Genomic DNA, 15,825 nt, shown 5'->3' with positions numbered 1-15,825 from the left:
TGGCCTTAGCCGGAAAAAACATCGGCACAATCCCAGCTTTCCCGGATCCGGGTTTTGATGACATCCAGAACGATTTCTTTTTCAAACTGATCGAAGGTTTTTCCGACCACCCCCATATCGACCGCCAGCATCGGTTTTAAGCCTCGGCGGATGGTGCGCAGACTGCCGATAATCCCCCGCAGATCGACAGACTTGGTGGAGATTTCCGAATTTCTGGCCTTGGCTTGAAGATCCAAAAAAACACCGGCAAACTGGGCCAGAATTTCCGGGTTGGCATCCGGAAAATAATCCTTTAAAATCAGCATCAGGGTTTCTTCCTCAATTTGGGGAATATCAATGGTCATAAAACGAGATACCAGGGCTTCATTTAACTCCTTAGTCCCGGCATATTCATAATTCATGGTGCCGATAAACCGGGTGGCGTCGTGGAGCTTGATTTTCTCATAGCCCGGCACATCGATCACCTTTCGATAATCCAGAGCCGAGTGGAGTACCACCAGGGCATCGTTTTTGGCCATATTTATTTCATCAAAAACGCCAAAGCCGCCGTTTATGGCACACTCATAAACCGATCCTCGTCGCAGTCGTACCTCATTGTCAATAAATGTATCGGTACCAATCAGGCTGGAGCTGTCGGTGTTGACATGGAAGGAGGTGTTCCATTGAGGACGGTTAAAAAGCTCGCAAATATTATCGGCCAGGACATTTTTTCCGGTGGCCTTGGGACCGGAGAGTAAAATGTTTTCGCCCTCTAGAATGGCAGTAATACACATCGACCAGATGTCCTTGCCATAAAAAACAGTTTCGGTACTGGGAACCCGATCCTGAAGACGCTCCTCCAGTTTATAAAAGTGTTTGAAATATTTTATATCGTCAAGCAGCTTTTCGCTGATTCCCTGTTTTAGTAATTCCTGTGTTAATCTCATTCGTTTTCCTTTCTGTCAATGCCATGCATCGATTTTGTCAGTTTATTTAGAATGATTTGAATATAACACAAAACCCAGCGGAATAGTTAGAAAAAATGCAAAAGCACAAAAATTTATCCTTTTTTAAGACTCTTATCTTAAACTGCCAAATACCGGTAATTCATATAAAGCCGGTTGTTCTAAGTTCCGCTAAAAAGAGCAATCCTCCAAATCGAAGGATCGCTCTTTGATATCCAGTTGGATGATCGGTTTCATTGCATGGCCTCGTGATTGTATTTCTAAATGAACTCTTTAAGCATAAAGCCGCGCATGAAGGTCTCCTGAATCTGGTTTATCTGTTTTTGCGCCCTCCGCGGGTACTCGATCTTTTTTTATATGGTAAAATGTGCTATAGTTAACACAAAACTTATTGCATCATAAGGCTAATAAAAATATAACAGCTTAATTAATATTCAATTGGAGGGATAAAGATTGATTACGCTAGAGCAAATTATGTCGATTTCAAAAAGCGACTTACAAGAAGCGTCAAAGACATTAAACAAAGATGATATCTCGCAGCTTGTAGAATGGCTCTCCTTAAAAGATAACACCATTAGATATCAGGTATTTCTCATTCTGCAAAACAGATCATTCTTTTTTGACGATGTTTATCCGTATTGGGATACCTTCAAAAGCAAACTAAAAAGTGAAAATTCTTATCAAAGAAATATCGGACTGAATTTGATTGCCAACAATGTAAAGTGGGATACCGAAAACAAAATAGACGATACCATTGATAAATATCTACAACTCCAAAACGATGAAAAACCCATCACAATACGCCAATGTATTCAGTCATTGGGCGAAATAGCTTCATCTAAGCCTGACTTACATGATAAAATAGCTTCTAGACTTATTACCTTTAATCTCATGTCCATTAAGGAAACCATGCGAAAATCAATACTACTTGATATCTTGAAGGTACTTCTTGTTATCAGGAAAGAGCATCGAACAGATAAAATAGAAAACTTTATCCAAAACGCATTACTAGGAGAGATATTGGATAAAAAGTCAAAAAAACAAATAGAAGCCCTGCTATGATCATAACGCATGAATCATTAACCACTAGTTGAAAATAAACAAGTTGCTGTTACAAATATGGACATCATGACATTAGTATCAAAATAACAATCAACATTTTGGTCCTGCGCCCGTATTTTAGTCGGGAATTTATGTGCATAAAAATTGTTCGTTATTTCTACCCCCTAAAAATTTCAAGAATAGGAAATCCTGATGAAAAATTTAGAAAAAAATCATTACTTCTCTTTAAAAAACTACGACCCCCATACCCATGGCGGCCAGTATCTGGTAAACCTTTCAACCGCCAACTGGGCATCTGAAGCCTTATTTACCGCTCTGGAGCTGGATCTTTTCGAAATTTTGAATTCCTTCGGAGATAATGGCGCCGATGCCCAAGCACTTTCAGAAAAAATCGAAACTGATGCCACGGCATTGTCATCCTTTCTGCCGCTACTGGAAAGTCTGGGGCTTCTTTTTTGTTATCAGGGCAGTTACAGCAATGCCATCATAACCAAGTGCTATCTGCTTTCATCCAGTCCAGATTATCTGGGCGACACCATCAAGCTGCGGCAATTACAGTCTCAAAAATGGCGTCAGTTGAAATCTTCACTGCTAAAAAACACACCAACTGAACAAAATAGTGGGCCGGAGTATTTAGCCAATAAACAGCTTAATCAACTAAAGATTAAGGCAATCCATGAATTGACTCGCATGAAAGCGCTTGAATGCGTTAAATTCTTCCCTGCCTTGTCCGGGAAAATTCTAATCGGCGGTCCCGGAGCTCAAACAATGGCAGATTGTTTTCTCCATGCCTTTCCCGATCTGGAGATCACCCTGCTTTGCGACGATGATCCCTTTCCGATTGACACTGCTGTTTTTAATGATCCCCAGGCACAGCCGATCGATACCAGTTCCTTTGATAAACTGCGCGCTGCCTCTGCCAAAAATCATGAGGCCTATGCTCTGATTATCTTCACCCGTTTGTCAATCAGTAAGGATCAGCCGCTGTTTCTAAATCAAGTACTCGCCTGTTTACCGATGCTTAAGCCAGATGGTATCCTGATGCTTCACGACGCCTTTGACGAGCATGCAACCCTGATGGCCAGGTTATCTGGAATCAATAGGATGATCCATTTTGAGGGCCAGGTTTGTTCCGCAAATGAAGTCATCCACAAATTTGAGGCAGCCGGTCTCACCACCACTGCTCTGATTCCGCTTGAAACCGATACTGCTGTCATTTTTGCCGGAAAATCGCCATCATTTGTGGAAGCTCTGGCTTTGACGCCGATGCAACGCCTCAAGCATCCAATCCTTAACATCGGCTTTGATGATGTCTTAGAAATTACCACCGATTCGGTGGTGGTTACCGAATTTGCCAAAAACAAATGTGCCTTTGGTTGCTCATCGGCCAATCTCAAACATTGTCAGGCCAACGAGATCCCCTTTGAAGAAACCGGCCGATTAATCTCCCGCTACACCAGGGCTTTTCTAATTAAAGGAACCCCGGGAACCGGAGAATTTCAACGAAAGATCTTAGAAGCAGAACGCTTAGCCTTTATTGGCGGTTTTCACAAGGCCTTTACCTTCTGGTCCGGACCCTGTCATATCTGCCCCGCCTGTGATTTGGATAAACCGTGTCTTAACACGAAAAATCGTCGTCCCTCAATGGAAGGGTCCGGCATTGATGTCTTCGAAACCGTAAGAAACAACGGCGAAACCTTAAAGACACTGGCTTCTAAGAATGAGTTTGTTAAATACTATGGTTTATTACTGCTTGAATAATCGCCTTACCCTCAAAAAAAAGCACGGATAACCGGTGCTTTCAGACTATCAAAAAAGATAACCCCGTACCGACAATTGTTACATCATGTTGTACGCATCGGAGCGGACACGGCTTCGCCTGTCCGATTCCGCAGCGAACAACAGATTAACAATTGGTCGGTACGGTCGTTTATCGACAACCTCAAACCACGGATAACCCATTTTTTTTTGATTATTCAATGACAATGACGCGCCGTTCAATGGGCTCGAAAACTTTTTCAATAGGGTCTTCGGTAGGCACACCAAAGGGCATCTGGGCAATCAGTCGCCAATCCGACGGAATCAGAAAAGCAGTCTTTACATCATTATCGATGATCGGATTATAATGTTGCAGGCTTGCACCCAGACCTGCTGCTGACAATTGCGTCCAAATGGCAAACTGCAACATCCCATTGCCCTGCTCAGCCCAATCCGGAATCCGATCCCGGTAGGGTGAAAACCTTTCCATCAAACTTTTAGTAACAGACGTATCATCATAAAACAGCAATGTTCCACATCCTGCGGCAAAGCTGCTGATCCGATTTTCAGTAGACCGAAATTCATCAGCCAGAATTTTTTTTCTGAGTGTTTCCATCACGATACTCCAGAATTCCAGATGTTTCTCTCCAAATAATACTGCTACCCGCTGACTTTGGCAATTAAATGCCGAAGGTACGTGCTTCGTTGAATGGTCGACGATCTCCATTATTTCTTCCGCAGTAATGGTACTTTCATCGCTAATTCCATATATCGAGCGCCTTTGCTCTATTGCTTCTTTAAAATCCAATGGCATGTAAGTACTCCTTTTCTATTTAAAAAATATTTGTTCGTATGACCTCATACTAATCATTATACCTTAATTACCCACAAATTCAAATTTTTCTGCAAAACGCTAAAAAACAGCGTCTTGATGACCCTGTTTTTTTGCTTCTTTGCTTAGGTTTTTGCTACTATTTTCGGCCGATGGCTTTTTTAGCAGCCGCTACAATATCTTTCGCCGTTAAACCGTATTTTTCCATCAATGGCGTAACCTTACCGGATTGTCCAAAGAGATCCTTAACACCAACCCGTTCCAGAGGTACTGGGGCGACATCGCATAATACTTCAGCAACAGCACTGCCCAGGCCGCCGATAATGCTGTGTTCTTCAGCCGTAACAACAGCACCGGTAACAACGGCAGCGTCTTTTATGGCATTTACGTCGATGGGTTTAATGGAACCCATATTTAATACTCTGGCCGAAATATCCTCTGCTTTTAAAAGCTGTGCCGCTTCCAGAGCTGGTCCCACCATCAGACCGGTGGCAATAATGGTTACATCATCACCGCTTTTTAATAAGCCGGCTTTTCCTACTTCAAATTTATAATTTTCATCGAAAAGAACGGGTACGTCACTGCGGCCCAAACGAATATAAACAGGTCCGTCAATTTCCATTGCGGCATCCATCATCTTTTCTGTTTCGATCGCATCTGCCGGTGATAAAACCGTCATATTGGGGATTACCCGCATCAGCGCAATATCTTCAATCGACTGGTGTGAACCGCCATCTTCACCTACTGAGATCCCCGAATGAGTTAAGGCAATTTTTACATTCAGCTTCGGGTAACAGATACTGTTACGAATAATTTCATAGGCTCGTCCAGCGCCAAAAATAGCGAAGGTGCTGGCGAAAGGAATCTTTCCTGCGGTTGCCAAACCGGCGGACATTCCCATCAGGTTTGCTTCCGCAATCCCGACATTGAAATGCCGTTCGGGACAGGCCTTTTTAAAGACGTTGGTCTTTGTTGCTCCTGAGAGATCGGCATCCAAAACCACCAAATTTTTGTTTTTTTCGCCCAGCTTCACTAAATATTCGCCATATGCCTGTCGTGTTGATTTTTTATCTGCCATGATTAAGCCTCCAATTCTGCCAATGCTTGTTTCACTTCATCTGCATTCGGCCCTTTTCCATGCCATCCCGCATTGTTTTCCATAAATGAAACGCATTTACCCTTGACCGTTTTACAAATAATCACGGTTGGTTTGTCCTCTGATTTTTTTGCAACTTCCACAGCCGTTCGCAACTCATCAAAATCGTGGCCGTCTTCCACTGTAATCACGTTCCAACCAAAGGCCTCAAACTTGCCATCGATGGGAAATGGTGACATCACCTCACAAATAGCGCCATCAATCTGAAGATTATTGTTATCCACAAAGGCAATCAGATTATTAAGCTGGTAATGGCTGGCTGCCATAGCAGCTTCCCAAACCAGACCTTCTTGTAATTCGCCGTCACCCAGTAAAGCATAGATCTTATGATCCTTATTGTCCATTTTTCCGGCCAATGCCATCCCGGCAGCCACCGAAATTCCCTGTCCCAAAGAGCCGGTTGACATATCAACCCCGGGTACCTTGTTCATATCCGGATGTCCCTGAAGGATCGACCCCAGTTGTCGCAGGTTTTCCAGCTCGGCTCTGGGGAAGAAGCCTTTTGCTGCCAGCGTTGCATAAAGCACCGGAGCAGCGTGTCCTTTTGACAACACAAAACGATCCCGATCTTCTTTGCGGGGATTGTTTACATCCACATTCATTTGTTCAAAATAAAGCAGGGTCAGAATTTCTGCTGACGACAATGAGCCTCCAGGATGACCTGAAGCGGCCTTACCAATCATTTTTACAATATCCTTGCGAATACCCCTAACGGTTTCTTCTAAAAATGCCATTTAATTCTCCTCTTTAATAAATATCACTGTTTGTGTTGATTTGTCGATCTAAAATGTCACGTCTGATGGACTGAAGAGCCCCGTCCTTAATGAACACCCGGGGCACCCGTTTGTTTACCATACAGGTAATTTCATAATTGATGGTTCCCAATGCATTAGCCAGTACATCGGCTGAAATGTTGTTACCAAAAAGCTCCACCTCATCATAAAGGGAAACCGCTTCCACATCGGTTAAATCGATCATGCATTGGTCCATGCAGATACTACCGACCACGGGTACGAGCTGGCCGGAAATAAAGACCTTGGCCAGACCGTTTAACATCCGCGTGTAGCCATCGGCATAGCCAATTGGCAAGGTACCGATAATCCGATCGTCATCGGCAACAAAACGGTTGCCGTAGCTTACCGTTTCTCCCGGATGAAGGGTTTTTAAGTGTACAATGGTTGACTTTAAGGTCATGACTGGTTTTAAATCAATTTTTGACCGATCAACCTCAGCTGATGGATAAAGCCCATAAAGAATAATCCCCGGCCGTACCATATCAAAATGAACCCCTTCGACATCAAATATTCCGGCACTGTTTGCCATATGCTTGATGGGAATGACAATATTCTTCTTTTCCAGTTCCGAAAGAACCTGTTGATAACGCCTGATCTGCTCCTTGGTGTGGGTTTTATCAGCAGCATCTGCGGTCGAAAAATGCGTATACAACCCCTGAAGTTCAATGCCCTCCAATTGATTCATCGCGTCAATTACTTGTGAGGCCTCGCGCCAGCCAATCCCAATTCGCCCCATACCGGTATCAATTTTAATATGGACGGGATGAGAAATGCCGCTTTCCTGACAATGTTCTGATAAGGCTTTGGCAAAGTCAAACTGATAGGTTCCGGGAATCACATCCCAGCGGATCAAATCAGGAATATGTTCTTTTGAGGTATATCCCAGCAGTAAAATCGGTTCGGTGATGCCCCCCTGTCGAAGCGCAATGGCTTCATCAATAAAAGCTACGGCCAGCATGTCCACCCCGGCTTCACAAAGGGTTTTAGCACATTCCAAACTACCATGTCCGTAGGCATCGGCTTTGACAACCCCCAGGATTTTTACGTCAGGCCCGACGATTCGGCGAATTTCTTCATAATTGCTAATCAGTGCATCTAAGTCTATTTCTGCCCAGGTCGGGCGGAGTGCCAATTCTTTCATCGTTACGCGACTCCCGGAATCATATTAAGCACCATTGCGACCCCATTCTTAATCGACGCTTCCAGGTTTTTCTTGTAATCATCGGTCAAATTGGAATCGGCCTTATCCGACATGGAGCGAATTACCAGATAAGGAACCTGGTTTTGCATCGCCACCTGGCCCACTGCCGCACCTTCCATTTCGACACACAAACCACCGAATTCTTCCCGCAGTTCTTTTTTAAGCTTATTGGAGTCTACCCCCAAATCTGCAGTCATAATCCGACCCGTCTGGTAGGAAACCTGGAGCGCTTCGGCGGCGGCCTCAGCTAGCTTGATCAAAGTCGGATCTGCTTTAAAAAAGGTTATATCCATGTTTGGTATTTCACCCCGGGGATGACCAAAGGCCCGGGCATCCATATCATATTGACAACTATCTTCTGAGATGACGATGTCACCAATTTCCAGATCGGGATGAACCGCACCAGCCACACCCACATGGATAATGGTTGTTACCTTGAAGAGATCAATCAAAATCTGGGTGCACATAGCAGCATTGACTTTTCCAACTCCGCTTTTAACTGCTACAACTTCTTTTTTGTTGAGTTTTCCCTTAAAAAAAGTCATCCCTCCGTGGTGGATCTTGATGCTATCTTCCATTGCCGACTTGATGTCACGAACCTCACTGTCCATGGCTGCAATAATACCAATCATCTGCTTATTTCTCCTTTCAAAAGACTCACTACTGCGTTGGCAGCAATTCCCTGCTCGCTCCCGGTAAAGCCCAGGCCTTCTTCGGTCGTGGCTTTTACACTGATACAATTCCCAGATAAGCCCAGGGTTCTGCTTATGTTTTCCACCATGCTGTCAATATAAGGTGCCAGCTTTGGCGCCTGGGCGATGATGGTTGAATCAATGTTATTGATCCGATACCCTTTTTCGGCCACCAGTTGCCCCACTTTCTCAAGCAGCAATAAACTGTCACTATCTTTATAGGCGCTATCAGTGTCCGGAAAGTGCTTGCCGAGATCACCCAGCGCCAACGCTCCCAAAAGCGCATCCATAATGGCATGCACAAGCACATCCGCATCTGAATGTCCCAGCAGACCCAAGGAATGTTTTATTTTTACACCACCTAAAATGAGTGGTCGATTTTTTACTAAACGATGGACGTCATAACCGCTTCCAATCCGTATCATCTTGCTCCTCTCCAACCACCTTTCACAAGTAGATTTAACCATATTTTTAGCCATTTGTACAGGATTATTTCGTTCGCGCATGTTTATATTTAGCTGCTCCGATCCAAAAAAACAATTCAGTTGACAACTGATTTTATTTTTACAAATAGAAAAATCATGAAACCTTTTGGAACATTACTTACGCTTTCTAAGGCTCTAGTCGTTTGCGCTGCTGTATTCTTAAACCCTGATGATTTGAATTTTCCGGGCGCTTCAATTTACATTAGAATTATAACATAAATAACCAAAAAAAATGCCACCAAATAAATAACTCAAAAGGTTTTTAAGCTATTTAATCTGGCAGCAAATATCTGTTGTTAATTTTCTTCTATATTTCCATTTCTCAGCAGATCCCGTACCACTTCACCGGCAATCAGCAGTCCGGCCACCGAGGGAACAAAGGCAATACTGCCCGGCGGGTTTTCTCTGGTTAATGGTTCTTCAGTGGAATAAAGAACCTTTAGGGATTTTACGCCCCGTTCCCGCAATTCTTTACGCATCACTTTGGCCAGCGGACAAATTGAGGTTTCATAGATATCGGTAATAATAAAACGACTGGCATCCATCTTGTTTCCGGTTCCCATGCAACTGATAATCGGCACCTTGTTTTGCTGACTTTTGATGACCAGATCAATTTTTGCGGTTACCATATCCACTGCGTCAATGACATAGTCGTAATCCTGGAGATGAAATTCCGGAGAACTTTCCGGGGTATAGCATCGATGCATGGGATGAACAATGGACAGCGGATTGATGGCAATCAGCCTTCTGGCCATCACATCGACTTTTTTCTTGCCGATGGTTTTAACATTGGCCATGATCTGACGATTGAGATTGCTGGACTCGACGATGTCCTTATCGACAATGGTTAAAAAACCAACTCCGCTACGAATTAGCGCCTCAGCGACAAATGAGCCAACCCCGCCAACACCAAACAGGATAACGCGTGAGTTTTTTAAACTATCCAAACCAGATTGTCCAATTAGTTTCTCAGTTCGATCAAAAATACCTGCTTCTGTTTTCATTTTACATTCTTTCTGGAGCAGATACGCCCAAAATACTCAGAGCATTTTGAATCACCTGCTTAGTTGCTTCAATCAGTGCAACGCGAGCTTTCATCAAGGCCTTGTCGGAAACCCGGACATGGCAGGCATTATAAAAACTGTGGAATGCCGCCGCCAAATCGATGGCATATCGGGTAATTCGGCTGGGGTCCAATTTATCTTCGGCCGTCACAATTTCATCTGGGAAATTTGAAAGGATTTCCATCAGGTTTAATTCTTCTTTTGCGATCAGTCGACCGTAATCCAGGGGAATCGTATTATCCAATTCTTCTTTCATCTGACGGATGATGCTGCAAATTCGGGCGTGGGCATACTGCACATAAAACACTGGATTATCATTAGATTGCTCAATGGCCAGATCCAAATCAAAGTCAAAATGACTGTCTGGCGAGCGCAGATTAAAGAAGAAGCGGGTGGCATCGACGCCTACTTCGTCGATGAGATCCGTCAGTGCAATGGCTTTTCCCTGACGCTTAGACATTCTTGCCACTTCGCCATTACGGAGCAGTCGCACCAGTTGCATGATGACCACATCAAAATTAGCGGCATCAATACCGACCGCCGATAATGCCCCTTTAAGCCGGGCCACATGGCCGTGGTGATCGGCGCCCCAGACGTTAATGCAGCGATTGAAGCCCCGGTTAATAAACTTATCCATATGGTAGGCAATATCGGCCATAAAATAGGTGGGCAGTCCGTTGGCGCGGATTAAAACATCGTCCTTATCAGAACCGAATTCGGTGGCCTTGAACCATAAGGCACCTTCCTGTTCGTAGGTAAATCCGCCTTTTCCCAACAGCTCAATCGTCTTCTCAATAGCACCGCTGTCATAAAGGCTTTGTTCTGAAAACCAGACATCATAGTGGATCCCATAGGCTTCCAGATCACTTCGCATTTGGGTAAGATTTTTATTTAGTGCATAATCAATCAATATCGGTTTACGTTCTTCCGGGGTCATGGTTCGGTGAACATCACCATTTACTTCAATAAAAACTTTCATATGTTCGGTAATGTCTTCACCCTGATAACCATCCTCAGGAAAGGGGAACTCTTCGCCCATTAATTGTCGGTAACGGGCATCCAGGGAATCGCCAAATTTGACAATCTGGTTTCCAGCGTCATTAATATAGAATTCCCGGGTAACAGAATAGCCAGTCCAGTCGGCCACCGCCGCTAAAATATCGCCAATGGCCCCACCTCGGGCGTTTCCCATATGCATTGGTCCGGTGGGATTGGCTGAAATAAACTCCAGATTGAATTTTTTCCCGGCATTTTTCTGACTCCGGCCATAATCCGCTTTCAACTCGGCTACCTCTGCTAAAACCGCATACTGCCAGTAGGGTTTTAGTTTAAAGTTAATAAAACCCGGCCCGGCTATTTCAATTGACTCAACATAAGAGTCTGCAATTTTCATATTGGCCACCAGGGTTTCAGCAATAAAACGCGGGGCTTTCTTCGTCTGTTTGGGAAGCTGCATGGCGATATTGGTGGAATAATCACCATGGTCTTTTTCTCTGGGCATTTCCAGAAAAAGATCCGGTTTGATTTCTATCGCCAATGCTCCCGATTCAATTGTTTGATTAAGGGCTTCTCCGATGATCTTTTTAAGTTGTTCGGTGATCTTTTCGCGTATGTACATCCTTAATTTCCTCTCACTCTTTTTATTTATGTTTAGATTATATTCAGATCATTGCGCATTTTTGTCATTCCCGCTCAAGTGAAATTTAAAGGAGAAGCGCTCTTGGCGCTTCTCCAGTGATTGACATTGCTGCCATTTTCTATTGGGTAATTTTTATGTTCAGGATATTTTGAGAATTTGTAACGCCTTCAATTTCGATGTTATAGTCGATCGAGACCTTGGTCGGCTCTTCATCCTCATTATAGTTTACAAATACATCCTTGGTTAAAATCCCCATGGTCACATCCCCGTAAGGGGTAGAATACCAGGTCAGGTTTCTCTTTCCACGTTCAAACTCCATAATCGAGTTGGTTGTTCCCAAACGAATGACTGACACTTTTTGTGCATCAACACAGACGGTGGTGATTGTTCCTTCCATACCGGAAACTTCCGATTCATTATACGTGACGCAGGATCGATTGGCTTCTTTATATAAGTCTCCTTCGGTCAGGAACTCGAGGCTATCCTTTTCATCTTCATCTTTGACGGTTCCCGAAATGGATAACCATACTTTTTTTCTTTCTTCAGTCATTGGTCTCCTCCTAGAGGTATAATTTCTTCCACTATTAAACCATTGATGGGTTCTTTTATCAAGAAAAATTATCCTCTTAAGTTTTTATTAGGATTACGCATCATAAAGAAACCGGACGACTTAGCTTACAGTAGTGCGTTTCCGCTTTGCTGACGCAATAATCAGGTCTACAAGTTCTATATACCCAATTCCGGTGGCTTCCCACATTTTTGGGTACATACTGATATTTGTAAATCCTGGCAGCGTGTTGACTTCATTAATTAAAATGCGCTCATCTTCGGTAACAAAGAAATCCACCCGGGTTAACCCAGAGCCTTCAATGGCTTCAAACGCTTTGATCGCATAATCCCTCACTTTTTGTGTGATTTCCGGAGATAGATCTGCCGGTATGACCACCTTGGAGTCTTCTGTGGCTGAGTATTTGGCCTCATAATCATAAAACTCTTTAGAAGGGATAACCTCCCCGGGAATCGAGGCCCGAATAGCGTCGCCAACTTCAAGGACCGCACATTCAATTTCTCTCCCTTTGACAAAGTCTTCCAAAATCAGTTTATTATCATAAACAAAGGCTTCTTTAATCGCAGCGACGAGTTCAGTTCGGTCGTGGGCTTTGGTGATGCCAACGCTGGAGCCCATGTTCGCTGGCTTAACAAAAATAGGATACCCCAATGCCTTTTCAATCTCTGCAATTTTCGCATCGGGATCGCACTTCCAGTCATTTTCCCGGAAATAAATGTACTTCCCGGTGGGGATTCCCACACTTTGAAACATAATTTTAGAAAAAACTTTATCCATTCCCACTGCTGAGCTTAGCACACCACACCCGACATAGGGTTTATTCAGCATTTCAAAAACCCCTTGAATCGTCCCATCTTCGCCCATCGGACCGTGAAGAACCGGAAAAAAAACGTCAATCTTGGATATTTCCGGATGGTCAAAGATTGAAAAGTCTGCGGTAAGGTTTTTCTGATCCTGTTCCCATGAACCATCTTTAATCTTCTCGGCATCGCCAGCATATAAAAACCATTTCCCCTGTTTTGAGATCCCGATGGTGACAATATTATACTTATCCCGATCGATGACACCCAAAACATTGTATGCAGAAACCCTTGAAACCTCATGCTCGCCCGACTGTCCTCCAAAAACCACTCCAATGTTGAGTTTGTTTTTCATACTATTCCTCACTTTTCTTTTGAGATCGCCTTGTTATGATTTTATAAAACCGATAACAAACTGACGCCGGCTTTGCCAATTGCTTCGCAAAGGCCTGATTATTTCAAACACTCCAAAAAATCATCTTCGGTAATGACGCGAATGCCGTTTTCTTTTAATAAGGCTACGGCGATACCGTCCCCAGCAACCAAATTTCCACTAAAGGTTCCATTATAAATTTCCCCACAACCACAGGACGGACTTCTGCTTTTCATAATTGCAATTTTTGCCCCGGATGTCCGGGCTGTATCCAGGCTTCGCTGGGCCCCCAGACGAAATTCTTCGGTTACGTCAACTTCTTTATTATTATACACTTTCCGTTCTCCATTGACTATGACTATTTCAGCCGGATCTCGGGGAATCGGCATTGATGCCAGCACTTCCGGACAAATTGGAATCGCCTGTCCCTGAAGAAAAAGTTGTCGCAGCTCATCCACCGGATGGGCCTTTCCTTCATAGTTTATCTTCATTCCCAATAAACAACTGGATACTAAAATCTTCTTTTTCTTTTCCAAAGCTTCTTTTAAACAAGTAAAATCTTTCTGATTCATTTTTTCCCTCACTCATCGTTTTTATCATTTAAACTGTCTTCCCGGTAAATCCAGGCACCCCGTTTAAAAACCATTTTATAAATCATATCTTTTAAGACGATTTCACCAATTTTTATGACCGAATCAGGTCCAACGCTTACCCCATTGGTAATCCGGGCACCAATCCCAATTTTGGTATTTTTACTGAGCGTTACCGCCTTACCGATTATCACACCGGGCTCCAATACACACTTGTTTTCAATCCTGCTGTCTGACTCGATGATTACGCCGGTGCCAATCTGGCAATCTTCACCAATAACTATACCCGCTCCGATGATTGCCCCGGCACCAATGATGGTTCGACTTCCAATCAGGGCATCGTTAGAAATTACCGCACTGGGGTGAATCTGCTTTTTATTCGCCTGGTTACCCATCCGTTGTTCTCCTATTTTTTCCTGATTCTTAGCCCCTTGGGATAGTGATTTTTAATCAAACCCTCACTGGCTTTTCCAAATCCCAACGAATAGCCCTCATAGCCAACCAAAACCCAGCCTTTGGTTGCTTCCAGGTTTAATGCCTCACCCTTTAGATACTGATAAGCCAGCTCTTCATCGGTTAAGTCGCAGACATTTTTAGCCTGCGACAACTTAAGCGCCATTGCCAGTGCATAGCCAGGTTCAAAGCGATTCTTTTTAAAGGTTCCCAGATGAAGACCAGTCCGCAAGAGTTTTAAATTGGCAATCCGCTCCAGCACCACCCCCTCCGGGATGGCATAGAGATGTTCACCCAGCAGATAAAGACGGTCTTCGAATGCTTTAGAAAATTCCGCTGCCAGATTATTTTTGGCAAAATCGTTATAGTCTTGTAGCTCGATGCGGGTGGCCTTTTTCAACCGTGATTTAGCGTATCCCGGTTTAATCTCAATGGTATCAGTAACGACGGTTGATTTTATCAGTTTGGCAATAAAATGTCCTTCGCCTTTAACCGTCATCGGCATAATCCGTAGGGTTTTAGCGATCTCCTGCTGCTGCTTGTGGGTCCATTCGACCCGGCCATGATCGATAATCCCGGGTAACTCGATGGTTTCCAGGGTGTAGGGGTATTTCTCAATAAAAGCTTCAATCATCTGTTCATTTTCTTCCGGCGAAAAGGTACAGGTTGAATAGACCAGCACCCCGCCGGGTTTTAACAGCCGATGGGCACTTTCTAATATTTTTTCCTGCTTACCCATACAGCGGTCAACCCGTTCCAGACTCCAATCGGCCAGAGCTCCCGGGTCTTTACGAAACATGCCCTCGCCGGAGCAGGGCGCATCGACTAGAATCTTATCAAAGCTTTGATAAAAAGAGTCCACCAATCGCTCGGGAAATTCATTGGTGACAATGGCGTTGGTTAACCCCATCCGTTCGATATTAGTGGACAGGATTCCAGCCCGGGTATTAACCAGCTCATTGGCAACTAACACCCCCGTACCCTGAAGCCGGGCACCAATTTGGGTGGACTTACCGCCTGGGGCCGCACAGAGATCAAGCACCCAATCCCCGGGTTTCGGATCAAGTACTTCAACTGCCGCCATTGCCGTCGGTTCCTGGACATAATAGAGCCCGGCGTAATAGTGGGGATTTTTACCCGGCCGCACCGTATGATCAATATAAAATCCTTCTCTGCACCAGTTCACACCCTGGGTTTTAAAGGGTAATTTATTGGCTAATTCCTCAGGTTCCAGCTTTAGGGTATTGGTTCGGATGCCTTTGCTTTCGGGTTGATCATAAGAATCCAGCAGGCTCTCATAGGCTTCACCCATCAGATTTTTCATTTTTTCTTTAAACGCTTCAGGTAGTTCCATGATGATCCCCATTTTCCTGCAAATTTTTCTGCAAAGCCATCTCTGACCCTGCGCCGATTG

Annotated in this window: 16 protein-coding genes; 2 read left to right on the top strand and 14 right to left on the bottom strand. The window is 44.1% G+C overall.

Features of this window, described 5'->3' with window-relative positions:
* Positions 1-5 precede the first annotated feature (5 nt).
* Entirely contained in the window at positions 6-926 is a 921-nt protein-coding gene (locus tag ACIZ62_RS02065; protein ID WP_111888191.1) for an AAA family ATPase, read from the bottom strand.
* Between the two features lie 471 nt (positions 927-1,397).
* On the opposite strand from ACIZ62_RS02065, the gene ACIZ62_RS02060 reads away from it, so the two are divergent.
* Together ACIZ62_RS02060 and ACIZ62_RS02055 are read left to right on the top strand one after the other, a co-directional pair.
* On the top strand, positions 1,398-2,006 hold the full coding sequence (locus tag ACIZ62_RS02060) for a hypothetical protein (protein ID WP_414151131.1): 609 nt from the start codon (positions 1,398-1,400) through the stop codon (positions 2,004-2,006).
* 192 nt (positions 2,007-2,198) lie between these two features.
* Positions 2,199-3,767, top strand: a complete 1,569-nt coding sequence (locus ACIZ62_RS02055; RefSeq protein ID WP_414151130.1) for a DUF2284 domain-containing protein — start codon at positions 2,199-2,201, stop codon at positions 3,765-3,767.
* Between the two features lie 211 nt (positions 3,768-3,978).
* Here ACIZ62_RS02055 and ACIZ62_RS02050 read toward each other — a convergent pair whose 3' ends face one another.
* The 13 genes from ACIZ62_RS02050 to ACIZ62_RS01990 all read right to left on the bottom strand — a co-directional run bounded on the left by ACIZ62_RS02050 (position 3,979) and on the right by ACIZ62_RS01990 (position 15,765).
* Positions 3,979-4,578: a nitroreductase family protein gene (locus tag ACIZ62_RS02050; RefSeq protein WP_111888194.1), complete on the bottom strand. Its 600-nt coding sequence runs from the start codon at positions 4,576-4,578 to the stop codon at positions 3,979-3,981.
* 157 nt (positions 4,579-4,735) lie between these two features.
* A complete protein-coding gene (locus ACIZ62_RS02045) occupies positions 4,736-5,674 on the bottom strand; it encodes a transketolase family protein (protein ID WP_111888195.1) in 939 nt (312 codons plus the stop codon).
* 2 nt (positions 5,675-5,676) lie between these two features.
* Positions 5,677-6,486 (bottom strand): transketolase, encoded by an 810-nt coding sequence (locus ACIZ62_RS02040; protein WP_111888196.1) that lies wholly within the window; start codon positions 6,484-6,486, stop codon positions 5,677-5,679.
* Positions 6,487-6,499: 13 nt separating this feature from the next.
* Positions 6,500-7,687 carry an alanine racemase gene (gene alr / locus ACIZ62_RS02035; protein WP_111888197.1) on the bottom strand — a complete coding sequence of 396 codons (1,188 nt, stop codon included), beginning with the start codon at positions 7,685-7,687 and terminating at the stop codon, positions 6,500-6,502.
* A 2-nt stretch (positions 7,688-7,689) separates the two neighbouring features.
* The gene (locus ACIZ62_RS02030) at positions 7,690-8,379 is read right to left on the bottom strand and encodes a 5'-methylthioadenosine/adenosylhomocysteine nucleosidase (protein ID WP_111888198.1); all 690 of its coding nucleotides are present in this window, start codon (positions 8,377-8,379) and stop codon (positions 7,690-7,692) included.
* Positions 8,376-8,861 (bottom strand): 2-C-methyl-D-erythritol 2,4-cyclodiphosphate synthase, encoded by a 486-nt coding sequence (ispF, locus tag ACIZ62_RS02025; protein ID WP_111889742.1) that lies wholly within the window; start codon positions 8,859-8,861, stop codon positions 8,376-8,378. Before ispF ends, ACIZ62_RS02030 begins: the two co-directional genes overlap by 4 nt.
* 359 nt (positions 8,862-9,220) lie before the next feature.
* Complete coding sequence (locus ACIZ62_RS02020) at positions 9,221-9,928, bottom strand: ThiF family adenylyltransferase (protein ID WP_111888199.1); 708 nt, start codon at positions 9,926-9,928, stop codon at positions 9,221-9,223.
* 1 nt (position 9,929) lies between these two features.
* A complete protein-coding gene (gene argS / locus ACIZ62_RS02015) occupies positions 9,930-11,606 on the bottom strand; it encodes an arginine--tRNA ligase (RefSeq protein WP_111888200.1) in 1,677 nt (558 codons plus the stop codon).
* A gap of 139 nt (positions 11,607-11,745) precedes the next feature.
* The gene (locus tag ACIZ62_RS02010; RefSeq protein ID WP_111888201.1) at positions 11,746-12,177 is read right to left on the bottom strand and encodes a DUF1934 domain-containing protein; all 432 of its coding nucleotides are present in this window, start codon (positions 12,175-12,177) and stop codon (positions 11,746-11,748) included.
* Between the two features lie 120 nt (positions 12,178-12,297).
* Entirely contained in the window at positions 12,298-13,350 is a 1,053-nt protein-coding gene (locus ACIZ62_RS02005; protein ID WP_111888202.1) for a D-alanine--D-alanine ligase family protein, read from the bottom strand.
* A 98-nt stretch (positions 13,351-13,448) separates the two neighbouring features.
* Positions 13,449-13,940: a DUF523 domain-containing protein gene (locus ACIZ62_RS02000; protein ID WP_414151129.1), complete on the bottom strand. Its 492-nt coding sequence runs from the start codon at positions 13,938-13,940 to the stop codon at positions 13,449-13,451.
* An 8-nt stretch (positions 13,941-13,948) separates the two neighbouring features.
* Positions 13,949-14,353 (bottom strand): DapH/DapD/GlmU-related protein, encoded by a 405-nt coding sequence (locus ACIZ62_RS01995; RefSeq protein WP_414151128.1) that lies wholly within the window; start codon positions 14,351-14,353, stop codon positions 13,949-13,951.
* 11 nt (positions 14,354-14,364) lie between these two features.
* Positions 14,365-15,765, bottom strand: coding sequence for an RsmF rRNA methyltransferase first C-terminal domain-containing protein (locus tag ACIZ62_RS01990; protein WP_111888205.1), 1,401 nt, complete (start codon positions 15,763-15,765; stop codon positions 14,365-14,367).
* Between the last annotated feature and the right edge of the window lie 60 nt (positions 15,766-15,825).

Source organism: Acetobacterium carbinolicum, from assembly GCF_047456275.1.
Taxonomy (GTDB): domain Bacteria; phylum Bacillota; class Clostridia; order Eubacteriales; family Eubacteriaceae; genus Acetobacterium; species Acetobacterium carbinolicum.
Note: the sequence above shows the minus strand (reverse complement) of the source record. Positions and strands in the feature narration are given on the sequence as shown.